Origin of the sequence: Dactylosporangium sp. CS-033363 (assembly GCF_050942475.1) — a bacterium.
In the GTDB taxonomy this organism is placed as follows: domain Bacteria; phylum Actinomycetota; class Actinomycetes; order Mycobacteriales; family Micromonosporaceae; genus Dactylosporangium.
The window spans coordinates 4,354,628-4,369,968 of the sequence record NZ_CP192032.1; the positions used below are offsets into that span (position 1 = coordinate 4,354,628).

A 15,341-nucleotide genomic window follows, 5' to 3' on the forward strand; every position below is an offset into this window, starting at 1 on the left:
CCTCGATGAACCAACCCGCCCGCACCGCCGCGGCCCTGCTGGGGACGCACCGGCCGGCCGACCGGTCGCGCCAGGCCCAGCAGGGCATCCAGGAGCGGATCAAGGAGCTGATCCTCGAACGGCGGCTCGCCACCGGCGACCCGATGCCGACCGAGGCCGAGCTCGTCGACACCCTCGGGGTCAGCCGCAACTCGGTCCGCGAGGCGCTCAAGGCCCTGCAGGCCCTCGGCATCGTCGAGATCCGGCACGGCTTCGGCACCTACGTCGGGGAATGCTCGCTCGACCCCTTCACCGACACGCTGGTGTTCCGCGGGCGCAAATCGATGCGCGGGGACCGCCGCGAGCTGCACGAGATCCTCGACCTGCGCCAGGCGCTGGAGACCGGCCTCATCCAGCGGCTCGTGGAGAGCATCGACGAGGGCTCCCTGGCCCGGGTCCGGGCGCGGCTGGACGACCTCGAGGCGCACGCCGGGCAGGGCGCCGCCGGGGACGCCGCGGACCGGGCCTTCCACGACGAGATGTACACGGCCCTGGGCAACGAGCTGATGAGCCAGCTCCTGCGGGTCTTCTGGGACGTGTACCACGACCTCAGCCACGAGCTGCCGGCGGTGGAGAGCAGTCACGAGGAGATCGTGCGCGTGCACCGCGACATCTTCGAGGCGGTCGCGGCCCGCGACGGGGTCCGGGCCGCGGAGGCCATCGCCCGGCACTTCGACGGCATCCGCCGGCGGATCGAGTCGTGACCGTACGCGCAACACCGAACAAGGAGAAACGATGACTGACCCAGACCTGCGCGGCGTGGTGCCCCCGGTCTGCACGCCGCTCACGCCCGAGCTGGAGGTGGACGTCCCCTCGCTGGAACGGCTGATCGACTTTCTCGTCACCGGCGGCGCCGACGGGCTGTTCTTCCTCGGCTCCACCAGCGAGGTCGCCTTCCTGCCCGACGGGCACCGCCGGCAGGTGCTGGAGGTCGCCGTCGCCCGCGTCGCCGGCCAGATCCCGGTGCTGGCCGGGGTCATCGACATGACCACGCTGCGGGTGCTCGACCACGCCGCGGCGGCCCGCAAGGCCGGGGTCGACGGCATCGTCGTGACCGCCCCGTTCTACACCCGGACCCACCCGGCCGAGATCGAACGGCACTTCCGCGGCGTGGCCGCCGGCTGCGACCTGCCGGTGTACGCCTACGACCTGCCGGTGTCCGTGCACTCCAAGCTCGACGGGGACCTGCTGCTGCGGCTGGCCGCCGACGGCGTCATCCGCGGCGTGAAGGACTCCAGCGGCGACGACGGCGGCCTGCGCCGGCTCGCCCTGGCCAAGCGCGAGCGCGCCGACCTGGCCGGGTTCAGCGTGCTGACCGGCGCCGAGCTCACCGTCGACACCGCCCTGCGGATGGGCGTCGACGGGGTCGTGCCGGGCCTGGGCAACGTCGACCCGCACGGCTTCGCCGCGCTGTACCGGCTCTGCCGCGCCGGCGACTGGGACGCGGCCGCCGCCGAGCAGGAGCGGCTGATCCGCCTGTTCGACATCGTCCGGGCCGGCGATCCCGCCCGGATGGGCCCGGGCTCGTCGGCGCTCGGCGCGTTCAAGGCCGCGCTGCACCTGCGCGGGATCATCGCCTGCCCGGTGACCGCGCCGCCGCAGATCCCGCTGGCCCCGGACGAGGTCGAGCGGGTCCGCGCCGGACTGGCCGCGGCCGGCCTGGTGTGAGCGCCCGCTTCGCCGGGCTGGACATCGGCGGCACCAAGATCGCCGCGGGGCTGGTGGATGCCGACGGCCGGCTGCTGCGCTCGGACCGGGTGCCGACGCCGCGCACCGGGGCGGACGACGTGCTCGCCGCCGCGGCCGACCTGGCGACCCGGGTGCTTGCCGGCGAGGCCGTCGCGGGCGTCGGCGTCGGCGCCCCGGGCGTGATCGACCGGGCCGCCGGCACGGTCCTGTCGGCCACCGACGTCCTGCCGGGCTGGGCCGGAGCCCCGGTGCGACCGGCGCTGGAGCGGCGCCTCGGGCGGCCCGTGACCGTCGACAACGACGTGCGGGCCATGGCCCTCGGCGAGGTCCGGGCCGGCGCCGCCCGCGGGTACGCCGACGTGCTGTTCGTCTCCGTCGGCACCGGCGTCGGCGGCGCCCTGGCCCGCCACGGCCGGCTGCGCCGCGGCCCGCACGGCACCGCCGGGGAGGTCGGTCACCTACTGGCCGGCCGGACCGGCCCGATCGCCTGCGGCTGCGGCCGGCGCGACCACGTCGAGGCGGTGGCCTCCGGCCCGGCGATCGCGGCCGGCGGCCCGGACGCGCTGCCCCGCGCGGCCGCGCTGCTCGGCCGGGCCCTCGCCGGGCTCGTCACCGCGCTCGACGTCGACGCCGTCGTCATCGGCGGCGGCGTCGCCCAGGCCGGTCCGGCGTTCCTGACCCCGCTGGAGCGGGCGCTGCGGGCCGAGGTGCTGCCCCCGCTGCGCGCGATCCCGATCCTCGGCGCCGCCCTCGGCGCCGACGCACCGATCGTCGGCGCCGCACTGCTCGCCGCCGACGCACTGGAGGACACGACCCGATGAACCACGACGAGTTCGCCGCGGCGGTCCGCGGCCGGCTGATCGTCTCCTGCCAGGCCGGCCCCGGGCACCCGCTGCGCGACACCGCGACCCTGGCCCGCCTGGCGCTCGCGGCGGCCGCGGGCGGGGCCGCCGCCATCCGCTGCGGCGGCGTCGGCGGCCTCGCCGACGTGGCCGCGATCGCCGCCGGCGTGACCGTACCGGTCATCGGGCTGACCAAGGAGGGCGACGACGGGGTCTACATCACCCCCACCGTCGCCTCGGCCGTCGCCGTCGCCGCGGCGGGCGCGACGGTCGTGGCCGCCGACGCCACCCTGCGCCCGCGGCCGGACGGCGCGCCGTTCGCGGCCACGGTCCGCGCCGTGCACGACGCGGGAGCCCTGGTCATGGCCGACGTGGCGACCCTGGAGGAGGGCATCGCGGCCGCCGCGGCCGGCGCGGACGCCGTCGCCACCACGCTTGCCGGCTACACGCCCCAGAACCCGCGCCGGGACGGTCCCGACCTGGGGCTGGTGGCCGCGCTGCGGGCCGCGCTGCCGGACGTCCTGCTGGTCGCCGAGGGCCGCCTGCACACGCCGGACCAGGCCGCCGCGGCCGTCGCCGCCGGGGCGGACGCCGTCGTCGTCGGCACCGCGATCACCGACGCGGCGTGGATCACCGCGGCCTTCGCGGCGGGCGTCCGCTCGGCCGCCGACCACCTGGCCTGATCCGGTACCGCCGGCCCCGGCGCCGGTCGCGCCGGTGGGCGGCGGGTCGCCGGGAGTGGCAGACTCGGGCGGGCCGGCCACTCCCGCACGGGCGGCCGGCGACGCGCCACAGGAAGGTACCCACCGGTGATCGCCCTGCCCGAAGCCGTCCAGCGGCTCGCCGACGCCGTCCACCGGGCCGGGCCCGATGACCTGGCGTCGCTGGCGAGCCAGGTGGGCGCGGACCTCGGCGCCCTGGGCATGACGGTGTACCTGGTCGACTACGCCCAGACCGCGTTCACGCCGTTCGCACCGCCCGGCGCCCCGCCGGGGGAGCTGGTGGCGATCGACGGGACCCTCGCCGGGCAGTCCTACGGCACGGGCACGATCCAGCATGCGGCGATCGGCGGGGTGTACCACGTCTGGGCGCCCCTGATCGACGGCGCCGAACGGCTCGGGGTCCTGTACACGGTCACGGCCGCGGCACCGGACGCGGCCGCGCTCACCGCCTACGGCACCGTCGCCGCGCTCCTCGCCGAGATCCTGGTGACCCGCCGCCGCTACGGCGACGCGATCGAGCGGACCCGCCGGCGGCTGCCGATGCAGCTCGCGGCCGAGATCATCTGGACCCAGCTCCCGCCGCTGACGTTCGCCAGCCGCGACGTCGCGGTCAGCGCCGTCCTCGAACCCTGCTACGACGTCGGCGGGGACGCCTTCGACTACGCGATCAACGACGGCATCCTGCACGTCGCGATGTTCGACGCGGTCGGCCACGGCATCGCCGCCAGCGCCACCACCTCGCTGGCGCTCAACGCCTACCGCAACGCCCGGCGGGTCGGCCTGGACCTGGCCGACACGTACCGGTCCATCGACAAGTGGGTCGCCGTCCAGCACCCCGACAGCTTCCTGACCGCCCTGCTGGGCGAGCTGGACACCCGCACCGGCGTGTACCGCCGCATCAGCGCCGGCCACCCGGGCGAGCTGCTGCTGCGCGACGACGTCCTGGTCCACCCGCTGCCCGCGCCGACCGCCATGCCACTGGGCCTCGGCCAGCTCACCGACCCCATCCCGGACGTCACCGAGACCGTCCTGCGGCCTGGCGACAACCTGCTGCTGTACACCGACGGCGTCATCGAGGCCCGCACCGCCTCCGGCGAGTTCTTCGGCATCGAACGGCTCGCCGCCTTCGTCGCGCGGGCCCTCGCCGACCACCACTCCACGGCGGAGACCATGCGCCGCCTGGTCCACGCCATCCTCGAGCACCAGCACGAGCAGCTGCAGGACGACGCCACGGCCGCGCTGCTCACCTTCCGCCCCGCCGCCGCCTGACCCGCGGCACGAACTGGGGAGCAGCGGTGGACAGAGCCGCGCGTACCGTCGATGCAAGACCGGCTGAGGAGGCCTCGGACATGACCGACCACGACTTCACCTCCGACCACATCGACGACCCCTACCACGCCCACACCTACGACCTGGGTGAGCAGCACCCCGGGCTGTCCGACCACATCGACCAGGCGTACACGCCGCACCACTACGGCCCCGAGGTCCACGAGCAGGACCTCAACCACGACGGGCGGGTCGACGTGGTCAGCGCCGACACCGACGGCGACGGCAAGGACGACGCCTGGCAGTACGACCTCAACGGCGACGGCACGATGGACATGACCGGCTACGACACCAACCACGACGGGTCCATCGACCAGAAGGAGTACGACCACAACGAGGACGGCCGCATCGACGAGGTGCGCCTCGACGCGGACCACGACGGGCACCCCGAGCTGCGCCAGACCGACACGAACAACGACGGCCGCCTCGACACGATGGACCGCGACAACAACGACGACGGCACCTACGACCAGCACGACCGCATCGACACCGCGAAGACCATGCCGCACTGGGGCCCCAACGCCACCTACGGCAGCGTCTGACCGACCGCGGCCTAGACCGGCGCGGTCTGGTGCAGCATGGTGAGGTCGACCGGGCGGCGCATCTTCTCCGGGACGTTGCGGATCACCGGGCGCAGCACCTCCAGCACCGTCAGGATCTCGCGGCCCACCTCGGCCGCGGTCCGGGTGGCGTCGACCGTGACGAGGATGCCGCGGAACGCGTACCAGGCCAGGATCGGCTCCGTCATCTCGTGGTAGAGCGCCAGCCGGCGCTGGATCGCCGGCTCGGTGTCGTCCGAGCGGTGCTCGATCGCGGCGCGGGCCAGCATGCGCCGGGTGACCGTCTCGTCGTCGGCGCGCAGGTGCAGGACCACGTCGGCGGCCATGCCGAGTTCCGAGGAGACGCGGTGGATGGTCCGCGCCTGCTCCATGGTGCGCGGCATGCCGTCGAGGATGTAGTCGCCCCCGGCCGCGATCGCGTCGCTGAGGGCCTGGTGGATGGTGTCGCACAGGATCTCGTCGGGGACGAGGTCGCCGCGGTCGAGGTAGTGGCTCACCTTGCGGCCGGTGTCGGTGCCGCGGCTGACGTGGTCCCGCAGGATGTCACCCGTGCAGATGTGGGGGATGCCGAGGTGCGCGGCGATGCGCGCGCTCTGGGTTCCCTTGCCGGCGCCCGGTGGTGCGACCAGTCCGATTCGCATGATGGTGTCGCGCTCCTCTTCCACAAAGCTTGTGCGAACGTTGAGTGATGCCGTCAACGCTAGGAACGCGCGGCTTGGCGGGCATCGGTGCCGCTGCCTAATGCGGGAAGGCCGGCGGTCTAGGCAGATCCCGGGAGTTGCCGATGACGAGCATTCCGACAGGTGGGCTGCTGTGCACCAAGCTGCTGGCGCCGCGGCCGTGGCCCGGGTGCCTGGAGCGTCCGGAGCCGACCCGGACCCTGGCGGCGCGCGCCGGGCCCGGGCGGCTCACGTTCGTGGAGGCGCCCGCCGGGTGGGGGAAGTCGACCGCGCTCGCCGCGTGGGTGCGGACCCTGCCCGGGGCCGTGGCGTGGTACTCCGTCGACGAGTCCGACAACGATGTCCGCCGGTTCTGGGCGTACGTGCTGGCCGGGATCGGCGGCGGGCTCGACTGCCGATCCCGGCGCCTGCTGGCCGCGCCCGGCACGAGTGTGCTCGACGACGTGGTGCCGGCGCTGGTCAACGAGCTGTGTGCGCGGGCCGCGCCGGTGACGCTGGTGCTCGACGACTACCACCTCATCGACGATCCATCCATCCACGCCTCCCTCGAGCGGCTCATCGAGCACCTGCCGCCGACGCTGAGCCTGGTCATCGGCAGCCGGTTCGGGCCGCCGGCCGCGTGGCCGATCAGCCGGCTCCGCGCGGAGCACGTCCTCGTCGAGGTCGGCCCCCGGGACCTGCGTTTCACCCGCGCCGAGGCGGGCGGGCTGCTCACCCAGGAGATCTGCGCCCGGCTGACCGACGCCGACGTCGACCTGCTGTACGAGCGGACCGAGGGCTGGCCCGCCGGGCTCCACCTGGCGGCGCTCTCCCTGCAGGGCTGCCCGGACCCGCACGGCCTCATCGCGGTCTTCTCCGGCACCGTCCGGCACATCACCGACTACCTCGTGGGGGAGGTCCTCGACCGGCAGCCGCCGCCGCTGCGGACGTTCCTGCGGCGGACCTCGGTCCTCGGCCGGGTGTGCGCGTCGCTCTGCGACCGGGTGACCGGCGGTGACGACGCCGCCGGGCAGCTGCACCGGGCCGAGCGGGAGCTGCAGTTCATGAGCGCGCTGGACAACGAGGGAACCTGGTACCGGTACCACCACTGCATCGCCGACGTGCTCCGGCGCGAGCTGGAACGGACGGAGCCCGAGCTCGTCCCGGTCCTGCACCGGCGGGCGGCGGCCTGGCACCAGGAGCACGGGCTGCCGGTCGAGGCCGTCCGGCACGCCCTGGCCGCCGGGGACCTCGACGCCGCCGGCGAGCTCATCGCCGCCGACTACTTCCGGGTGGCCAACGACGGCCATCTCGCGACGGTGCTCGGCTGGTTCGAGGCCGTCGGCGAACCGGCCGTGCGGGCCGACACCAGGCTGCTCGGGGCCCGCGCGATGACCGCGCTGATCGCCAACGACCTCAGCGTCGCGCAGTGCTGGATCGACCTGGCGGTGCGCGCTGACGCCGACGCCGGCGGGCCGTCGCGGGCCGACCTCGGGGCGAAGGAGGCGCTGGTCCGGCAGTTCCACAGTTACTCCAGCGGCGACATGGGCCGGGCGCTCGACTGGTCGCTGGAGGCCCTCGGGCGCATTCCGCCGAGCGAGGTCTGGTACGAGCTGAGCCGTTCGAACGCGGCGTTCGTCGAAACCCGCCTCGGCCATGTCGACGAGGCGATCGCGGGACACCGGCGCACCCTGTCGCGGGCCGGCGAGACCGGCCACCACCTGCTCGCCGTGCGGGCCATCGGCGGGCTGTGCGAGGCGTTCGCGCTGCGCGGCGAGCGCGACGCGGCGCGGGAGTGGCTCGAGCGCGCGGACCGCGACGAGCGCTTCGCCCTCCTGGACGAGCACTACCAGACCCACCGCCGGCACCTCGTCCGCGGCTGGCTCGAGCTCGCCGACGGCCGGGCGGAGCTCGCCGAGCCGGCGCTCACCCGGGCCTATCAGCTGGTCCGCCGGGGATCGGCCCGGCCGGAGTACGTCGAGGTGCTCACCAACCTGGCCTGCGCCCGCGACCAGCTCGGCCGGCAGGACGACGCGGCCGGGCTGCGGACCGCGGCGGATCAGATCCTCAGCACCTGCGCGCATCCGGGACAGCTGTTGAAGCCGCCCACCGGCGCGAGACCGCCGCTCACCCGGCGGGAGGTGACCGTGCTCGCCGTCCTGGCCACGGGCGCCTCCAACGGGCAGATCGCCCAGCGGCTCTACCTGAGCGACCGCACCGTCGAGGCGCATCTGCGCTCCATCTACCACAAGCTCGGCGTGCACAGCCGCAGCGCGGCCACCAGGTACGCCGTGGACAACAACCTCACATGAACGGGCGGGCACATCCTGGCCGACCGGTACTAGAGATTAATGTCCGGCTATGGTATGATATACGCGGGTGATGGCTACGGTGGCCGCATGCAGACACAGCCCGACGTTCCCGCGTTCCTCGCCGCCCTGACCGGTCCCGGCGCCGCGGACCTCTTCGCCGACCCGTTCCTGTTCGCCGACGCGAGCGGCGCCCGGCCGATCGCCCGGGCCGACTTCCTCGCCGGTCTGCCCCGCCGGGCCGAGATGTTCGCCGCCGCCGGCTACGGCCGGGCCCAGCTCACCGCCGTCGACCAGCAGCGCCTCGACGAGCACTACCTGCTGGTCCGCACCGACTGGACCCTGCCCAGCACCACCGGCGGCGACCCGGCCGACCTGTCGTCCTCGTACCTGATGTACGAGGACGGCGCCGCGCTGCGCGTCGTCGCCTACCTCAACCACAAGACCGTGCCCGTTCAGTGATCGCACGTCTCGGGCGGCGTGCTCGGGATGGTCGCCAGTAGCGTCGTGCCGGCCCCGGCCGGGCTGCTGACGGTGAACTGCCCGCCGAGGGCCTCGACCCGGTCCTGCAGCGCGGTGAGGCCCGCACCCCGCCCGGGATCGGCGCCGCCCACGCCGTCGTCCCGGATCGACAGGTGCAGCGCGGACTCGTCCGACACCGCCCGCACCTGGACCTCCGTGGCGCCGGCGTGCCGGGCCGCGTTCGTCAGCGCCTCGGACACCACGTGGTACGCGGCCACCTCCAGGACCGGCTGCATGCGCGGGCAGGCGTGCAGGTCGAGGTCGACCGGCACCGGGGACCGGCGGGCCAGGGCCTTGAGCGCGGACGGCAGGCCGCCCGCCGCCAGCATCGTCGGGTGAATCCCGCGGGCGACCTCCCGCAGGTCGTCCACGGCGCTGTTCAGGCCGGACACCGCGCGGGACAGGTCCCGCCGGGTCTGCTCCAGCTCCGGCGGCAGGCCCGCCTGGATGATCCCGAACTGCATGGCGACGGCCAGGAGGTGCTGCAGCGCGGTGTCGTGCAGGTTGCGCTCGATGCGCTCGCGGGCCTGGTCCGCCGCGGCGACCAGCCGGGCCCGGGACGCGGCCAGCTCGGCCCGGCTGTCGGCGTTGGCGATGGCGGTGGCCGCGAGGTCGGTGAAGGCCGCGATCCGTTCCGCGGTGCCGGCCGGCAGCGGCTCGGGCCGGGTCCACGCGACGGCCGCGACGCCCCACAGCCGCCCCTCGACCAGGATCGGCACCCCGACCGAGGAGCGCACACCCAGGTCGCGGGCGAACGCCGCGACGGGGCCCGGCATGTCCGCGAAGTCGTCGACCCGGGCGGCGCGACCCGTGTCCCGCACCTTGATCAGGACGTTGTCGCCCTCAAGGGTCCAGTGCGCCAACTTCGCGCCGGGGTCGGTGAGGCTGGTCGCGACCACGCTCGCCGCGTCGCCGGGCTCGTAGCGGCACAGCCAGGTGCTGTACTCCGGCAGCAGGCCGTGCAGCTCGTTCGTGATCGCGGTGAACACGTCGAGCGGGTCACAGCCGGCCGCGACGAGCTTCGCCACCCGGCCCAGCGCGGCCTGCTCGGCGGCCAGCCGGCGCAGGTGCTCACGGCTCGCCGCGAGCTCGCACCCGGCGTGCAGCAACGACGTCAGCGCGGGCACGACCCGCAGGCGCAGCCGCCGGACGGTCGGCTCGGGCAGGCCCGCCGGCACGACCAGGGTGCCGAGCCGGTCGGCCCCGGCCTGCAGCGGGAACGCCGTGTGCCGGTCGTCGGCGGGTACGGCGGTGCGGTGCAGGGCCGCACCAGGCAGGTTGAACGAGCGGGCGATGCACCGGGCGACCGCGGGCAGCGCGGCGGGGAGGTCCTCCGCGCGCAGCAGCAGCCGGGCCATCTCGGCGGTGCAGTCGGACTCCTCGGCGTGCGCGGCCCGCAGCCGGGCCAGGTGTGCCACCGCGCTCGTGGCCACCGCGAGGACGAGGAACATCACCAGCCCGACGATGTCGCGCACGTCGGCGACCGCGAACCGGCCCATGGGCTGGACGTGGAAGAAGACGAAGGCCAGGGTGCTCGCCGCCGCGGTGGCGATGCCGAGCCACATGCCCCACATCATCGAGGCGATCAGGACCCCGGCGATGTACACCATGCTGGGGTCGAACGGCGTGACGATCCGCCGCAGCGGATACACCAGGAAGGTCTCCGCGACGATCAGCAGGGCGGCAACCGTGATCCCCAGCCATCGCGGCGAGGTTGCCGGTCGCACCAGCCACGACAGCGAGCCGACGTGCACCGCAAAAAGTCTAGTCGGGGCCTCGGTTACCGGGCCGTGGCTGGGTAGTCGGCGGTGGGTCGAGAGGAGCGCCCGTGCCCGACGCGGAAGCGATGATCGCGGAGGCGGTGACCCTGGCGGCGGACCAGGGCGCCGACCCCGAGCTGGTCGCGCACTACTGGCGCCTGATCCCGGACGAGGAGCTCACCGGGTGCGAGGTGGCGGACCTCGTCGCCTCCGTGCGGGCCCACGTGGAGCTGGCCCGGCAGCGCTCGCCCGGCGAGGTGAAACTGCGCCTGGGCACGGGGCTGTCCGGCGGTACCGCGATCGACATCGCCACCGACGAGATGCCGTTCCTGGTCGACTCGGTCTCCAGCGCGCTGTCGGCGCGCGACCTCGACGTGCGCATGCTGGTGCACCCGCTCTTCGTCGTGCGGCGGGAGCCGCTGGGGGAGATCGAGCAGATCCGGGTCAGCAACGAACCGCAGGACGGTGCGCAGGGTGATGTCGTCGAGTGCTGGATGCACATCGAGGTCGACCGCATCCGCGACGAGGTCGAGCTCGAGCGGCTGCGCACCGGCCTGACCCGGGTGCTCGACGACGTCCGCGTGGCCGTCGAGGACTGGGCCGCCATGCGCCGGCAGGCACTGGCGCTGGCCGACGAGCTGGCGGGCGAGATGGCCGGCGCGCGGCCGCCGGTGCCGGACGAGGAGGTCACCGACGCCGTCGAGCTGCTGCGCTGGCTGGCGGACGAGCACTTCACGTTCCTGGGCTACCGCGAGTACGGGCTGGCGACCGGCGCCGCGGGGGAGCACGTGCTGCAGGCGGCGCCCGGCTCCGGCCTGGGCATCCTGCGCGCCGGCCGGATCCGCCCGCGCGTGCTCGGCCCGGTGCCCGCCGACGTGTACGCCCGGGCGCAGGAGCGGCGCCTGCTCGTCATCAGCAAGGCCAACTCGCGGGCCACCGTGCACCGCTCCACGTACCTGGACTACATCGGCTTCAAGGTGTTCGACGCCGACGGCACCGTGGTCGGCGAGAAGCGCTTCCTGGGCCTGTTCTCCTCCGCGACGTACCGCACCAGCGTCCGCGACCTGCCCGTCGTGCGCCGCAAGGTCGCCGAGGTGGTCGCGTCCTCCCGGCTGTCCCCGCGCAGCCACTCCGGCAAGGAGCTGCTGGAGACCCTGGAGACGTACCCGCGCGACGAGCTGTTCCAGATCACCACCGGCGAGCTGTACCGCACCGCGATGGGCGTCCTGCGGCTGGCCGGGCGGCGGGAACTGCGGCTGTTCGTGCGCCGCGACGCGTACGGCCGGTTCGTCTCCTGCCTGGTGTACCTGCCCCGGGACCGGTTCACCACGGCCAACCGGCTGCGCATCCAGCAGATCCTGCAGGCGGAGCTCAACGGGATCGGCGTGGACTACACCACCCTGGTCGGCGAGCAGAAGTTCGCCCGGATTCACCTCGTCGTCCGCCTCGACCCCGGCAACCCGCCCGGCGTCATCAACGTCCGCCGGCTCACCGAGCGGCTGTCCGACGCCACCCGGCTGTGGGACGACGACTTCCGGCTCGTGCTGGAGCGCGAGGTCGGCGACGAGCACCAGGCCAAGGCGCTGTACCGGCGGTACTGCCGGGCGCTGCCGGACACCTACAAGGACGAGCACACCCCGTTCGAGGCGGTGAAGGACATCGCCAAGCTGGAGCTGCTGGACGAGCCGGGGCAGCTGGCCATGCACGTGTACCGGCGCCGCCAGGCCGAGAGCGACATCCGGTTCAAGGTGTTCCGCCTCGCCGACCCGATGCCGCTGTCCGCCGTCGTGCCGCTGCTGCACTCCCTCGGCGTGCGGGTGACCGACGAGCGGCCCTACGAGATCGAGCGCGCCGGCGGTACCGTCCACCTCTGCGACTTCGGCCTGCAACTGCCGCCGGACGCCCGGGCGATCGTCGGGGTCCGCTGCCACCTGGAGAACGCGTTCTCGGCGATGTGGCGGGGCGAGACCGAGATCGACAACTTCAACACCCTGGTCTCCAAGGCCCGGTTCACCTGGCGCGAGGTCGTCATCCTGCGGGCCTACGCGAAGTACCTGCGCCAGGCCGGCGCGACGGTCTCGCAGGACTACATGGAGACCACGCTGCTGGCCTACCCGGCGATCGCCGCGAAGCTCGTGGACCTGTTCACCGCCCGCTTCGACCCCCGGCTGCAGCTGTCCGAGACCGCGCGCTCGGAGTGGTCGAAGAAGATGGTCGCGGCCATCAACGCCGACCTGGACGAGGTGACGAGCCTCGACCAGGACCGGATCCTGCGGTCGTTCCTGCACCTGATCCAGGCGACGCTGCGGACGTCGTTCTTCCAGCGGGGTGATGGTGGGCGGCCGAAGTCGTACACGGCGTTCAAGTTGGATCCGCAGTCGATTCCGGATCTGCCGGCTCCTCGGCCGCGGTTCGAGATTTTCGTGTACTCCCCGCGCTTCGAGGGTGTCCACCTGCGCTTCGGTTCGGTGGCCCGGGGCGGGTTGCGGTGGTCGGACCGGCGGGAGGACTTCCGGACCGAGATCCTCGGGCTGGTCAAGGCGCAGATGGTGAAGAACGCCGTGATCGTGCCGACGGGGGCGAAGGGCGGGTTCGTGCTCAAGCAGAACCCGGGGGACCGGGACGAGGCGGTGGCCTGCTACCAGCTGTTCATCTCCGCCCTGCTCGACGTGACCGACAACCTCGACGGTGGCAAGGTGGTGGCGCCGCCGGACGTGGTGCGCCACGATCCGGACGATCCGTATCTGGTGGTGGCGGCGGACAAGGGCACGGCGACGTTCTCGGACATCGCGAACGAGATTTCGGTGCGGTACGGGTTCTGGCTCGGTGACGCGTTCGCGTCGGGCGGGTCGGCGGGGTATGACCACAAGAAGATGGGGATCACGGCCAAGGGCGCGTGGGAGTCGGTCAAGCGGCATTTCCGCGAGCTCGGCGTGGACACCCAGACGACCGGGTTCACGGTGGTCGGCGTGGGGGACATGTCCGGCGACGTGTTCGGCAACGGGATGCTGCTGTCGGAGCACATCCGGCTGGTCGCGGCGTTCGACCACCGGCACATCTTCATCGACCCGAACCCGGACGCGGCCACCTCGTTCGCCGAGCGGCAGCGCATGTTCGCGCTGCCCCGCTCCTCCTGGGACGACTACGACCGGTCGGTCATCTCGCCCGGCGGCGACGTCTACCCGCGCACCGCGAAGTCGGTCGACCCCTCCGACGAGGCGCGGGCGGCGCTCGGCATCACCACCACCGGCCCGCTCACCCCGAACGACCTCGTGCACGCGATCCTGTCGGCCCCCGCCGACCTGTTCTGGAACGGCGGCATCGGCACCTACGTCAAGGCGACCGGGGAGTCCCACGCCGACGTCGGCGACAAGGCCAACGACCACGTCCGGATCAACGGCGCCGAGCTGCGGGTGAAGGTCGTGGGGGAGGGCGGCAACCTCGGGCTGACCCAGCGCGGGCGGATCGAGTACGCGCTGGGCGGCGGCCGCATCATCACCGACTTCATCGACAACTCGGCCGGCGTCGACTGCTCCGACCACGAGGTCAACATCAAGATCCTGCTCGACCGGGCGATCGCGGACGGGGTGCTCGACCCCCGGGAGCGCAATCCGCTGCTCGCGGCGACCACCGACGAGGTCGGCGAGCTGGTCCTGCGCGACAACTACGACCAGGCGACCGCGCTGGGCAACGCGCGGGCGCAGTCGCGGTCGCTGCTGCCGGTACACCGGAGGCTCATGTCCGATCTTGAGCGGCGCGGGCAGCTCGACCGCGCGCTGGAGGACCTGCCCACCGACGAGCAGCTCGACGAGCGCGCGGCCGGCGGGGTCGGGCTCACCTCACCCGAGTTCGCGGTGCTGCTGTCGCACGTGAAGATCATGCTGCAGCGGGAGATCCTCGACTCCGGCCTGGCCGCCGACGACTGGACCAACGACGTCCTGGTCGGCTACTTCCCGACCCCGCTGCGCCGCCGGTTCGCCGCGGCGATGGCCGAGCACCCGCTGCGCCGCAAGATCATCGCGACCCAGCTGGTCAACCGGGCCGTCAACTGCGGCGGCACATCGTTCTTCTACCGCGCCTCGGAGGAGGCCGGGACCGGCGCCGCGGACATCCTGCGGGCATCCGTCGTCATGCAGCAGGTGTACGGCCTGAGCGACCTCCGCCACGCCGCCGAGTCCCTCGACAACCAGGTCCCGACCGAGGCGCAGACCGCGGTCAACCTGGAGCTGCGGCGGCTGCTCGACCGGGCGGTACGCTGGCTGCTGTCCAACCGGCGGCTCCCGATCGACGTGCCCGGCGAGACGGCCCGCCTGCGCCCCGGCATCGCGCACCTCCTGCCGCGGCTGGAGACGCTGCTGCACGGCCAGGAGCGCGAGGCCTTGCACGCCAACGCCCAGCGCCTGCGGGACCTCGGCCTGCCGGGCGAGATCGCGGACCGCACCACCCGCATCGCGTACGGCTTCGGCCTGCTCGACGTCGTCGAGGTCGCCGCCCGGACCGGCCGGGACGTCGGCGAGGTCGCCGCCGTCTACTACGTGCTGTCCGACCGCTTCCGCGTCGACGACCTGCTCTCGCAGATCTCCGCCCTGCCGCGCGAGGACCGCTGGCAGACCCTGGCCCGCCGGGCGCTGCGCTTCGACCTGTACGCCGCCCTGGCCGCCCTGACCGCCGAGGTCCTCGACGCGACGGCGCCCGGCGCCGACGCCGTGGCCCGCGTCAACGAGTGGGAGCAGGGCAACATCACCTCGATCGCCCGCACCCGCGGCGCGATCGGCGAGTTCGGCGAGTCCCCGGGCGACCTGGCCGCCATCTCAGTGCTGCTGCGCCAGATCCGCACCCTCGTGCGGACCTCCGCCGCCTGACCGGGTGGGTTTGCCCGGACCGGCCCCGGGCAGGCTGGATCGGTGCCCGAC

General features: G+C 73.7%; 10 protein-coding genes and 1 pseudogene. 9 read left to right on the forward strand and 2 right to left on the reverse strand.

The window, feature by feature from the left end; translation table 11 throughout:
• The first annotated feature begins 5 nt into the window (after positions 1 to 5).
• The 6 genes from ACQPZ4_RS20090 to ACQPZ4_RS20115 all read left to right on the forward strand — a co-directional run bounded on the left by ACQPZ4_RS20090 (position 6) and on the right by ACQPZ4_RS20115 (position 5,160).
• A complete protein-coding gene (locus ACQPZ4_RS20090; protein ID WP_433063219.1) occupies positions 6 to 743 on the forward strand; it encodes a FadR/GntR family transcriptional regulator in 738 nt (245 codons plus the stop codon).
• A 31-nt stretch (positions 744 to 774) separates the two neighbouring features.
• Complete coding sequence (locus tag ACQPZ4_RS20095) at positions 775 to 1,707, forward strand: dihydrodipicolinate synthase family protein (RefSeq protein ID WP_433063221.1); 933 nt, start codon at positions 775 to 777, stop codon at positions 1,705 to 1,707.
• Positions 1,704 to 2,549: an ROK family protein gene (locus tag ACQPZ4_RS20100; protein WP_433063224.1), complete on the forward strand. Its 846-nt coding sequence runs from the start codon at positions 1,704 to 1,706 to the stop codon at positions 2,547 to 2,549. The genes ACQPZ4_RS20095 and ACQPZ4_RS20100 overlap by 4 nt, the downstream gene beginning before the upstream one ends.
• The gene (locus ACQPZ4_RS20105) at positions 2,546 to 3,253 is read left to right on the forward strand and encodes a putative N-acetylmannosamine-6-phosphate 2-epimerase (protein WP_433063227.1); all 708 of its coding nucleotides are present in this window, start codon (positions 2,546 to 2,548) and stop codon (positions 3,251 to 3,253) included. The genes ACQPZ4_RS20100 and ACQPZ4_RS20105 overlap by 4 nt, the downstream gene beginning before the upstream one ends.
• Before the next feature lie 126 nt (positions 3,254 to 3,379).
• Positions 3,380 to 4,561, forward strand: coding sequence for a PP2C family protein-serine/threonine phosphatase (locus ACQPZ4_RS20110; protein ID WP_433063229.1), 1,182 nt, complete (start codon positions 3,380 to 3,382; stop codon positions 4,559 to 4,561).
• An 80-nt stretch (positions 4,562 to 4,641) separates the two neighbouring features.
• Positions 4,642 to 5,160 (forward strand): hypothetical protein, encoded by a 519-nt coding sequence (locus ACQPZ4_RS20115; protein ID WP_433063232.1) that lies wholly within the window; start codon positions 4,642 to 4,644, stop codon positions 5,158 to 5,160.
• 11 nt (positions 5,161 to 5,171) lie between these two features.
• Here ACQPZ4_RS20115 and ACQPZ4_RS20120 read toward each other — a convergent pair whose 3' ends face one another.
• The gene (locus ACQPZ4_RS20120) at positions 5,172 to 5,819 is read right to left on the reverse strand and encodes an adenylate kinase (protein WP_433063235.1); all 648 of its coding nucleotides are present in this window, start codon (positions 5,817 to 5,819) and stop codon (positions 5,172 to 5,174) included.
• Positions 5,820 to 5,962: 143 nt separating this feature from the next.
• Between ACQPZ4_RS20120 and ACQPZ4_RS20125 the strand changes: the two genes are divergently transcribed.
• Positions 5,963 to 8,149, forward strand: coding sequence for a LuxR C-terminal-related transcriptional regulator (locus ACQPZ4_RS20125; RefSeq protein WP_433063238.1), 2,187 nt, complete (start codon positions 5,963 to 5,965; stop codon positions 8,147 to 8,149).
• 87 nt (positions 8,150 to 8,236) lie between these two features.
• Positions 8,237 to 8,608, forward strand: coding sequence for a hypothetical protein (locus tag ACQPZ4_RS20130; protein WP_433063241.1), 372 nt, complete (start codon positions 8,237 to 8,239; stop codon positions 8,606 to 8,608).
• Here ACQPZ4_RS20130 and ACQPZ4_RS20135 read toward each other — a convergent pair.
• The gene (locus ACQPZ4_RS20135; protein ID WP_433063243.1) at positions 8,602 to 10,422 is read right to left on the reverse strand and encodes a DUF4118 domain-containing protein; all 1,821 of its coding nucleotides are present in this window, start codon (positions 10,420 to 10,422) and stop codon (positions 8,602 to 8,604) included. The genes ACQPZ4_RS20130 and ACQPZ4_RS20135 overlap by 7 nt on opposite strands.
• A gap of 74 nt (positions 10,423 to 10,496) precedes the next feature.
• On the opposite strand from ACQPZ4_RS20135, the pseudogene ACQPZ4_RS20140 reads away from it, so the two are divergent.
• Positions 10,497 to 15,290 (forward strand): annotated as a pseudogene (locus ACQPZ4_RS20140) (NAD-glutamate dehydrogenase); the annotation flags it as partial.
• Between the last annotated feature and the right edge of the window lie 51 nt (positions 15,291 to 15,341).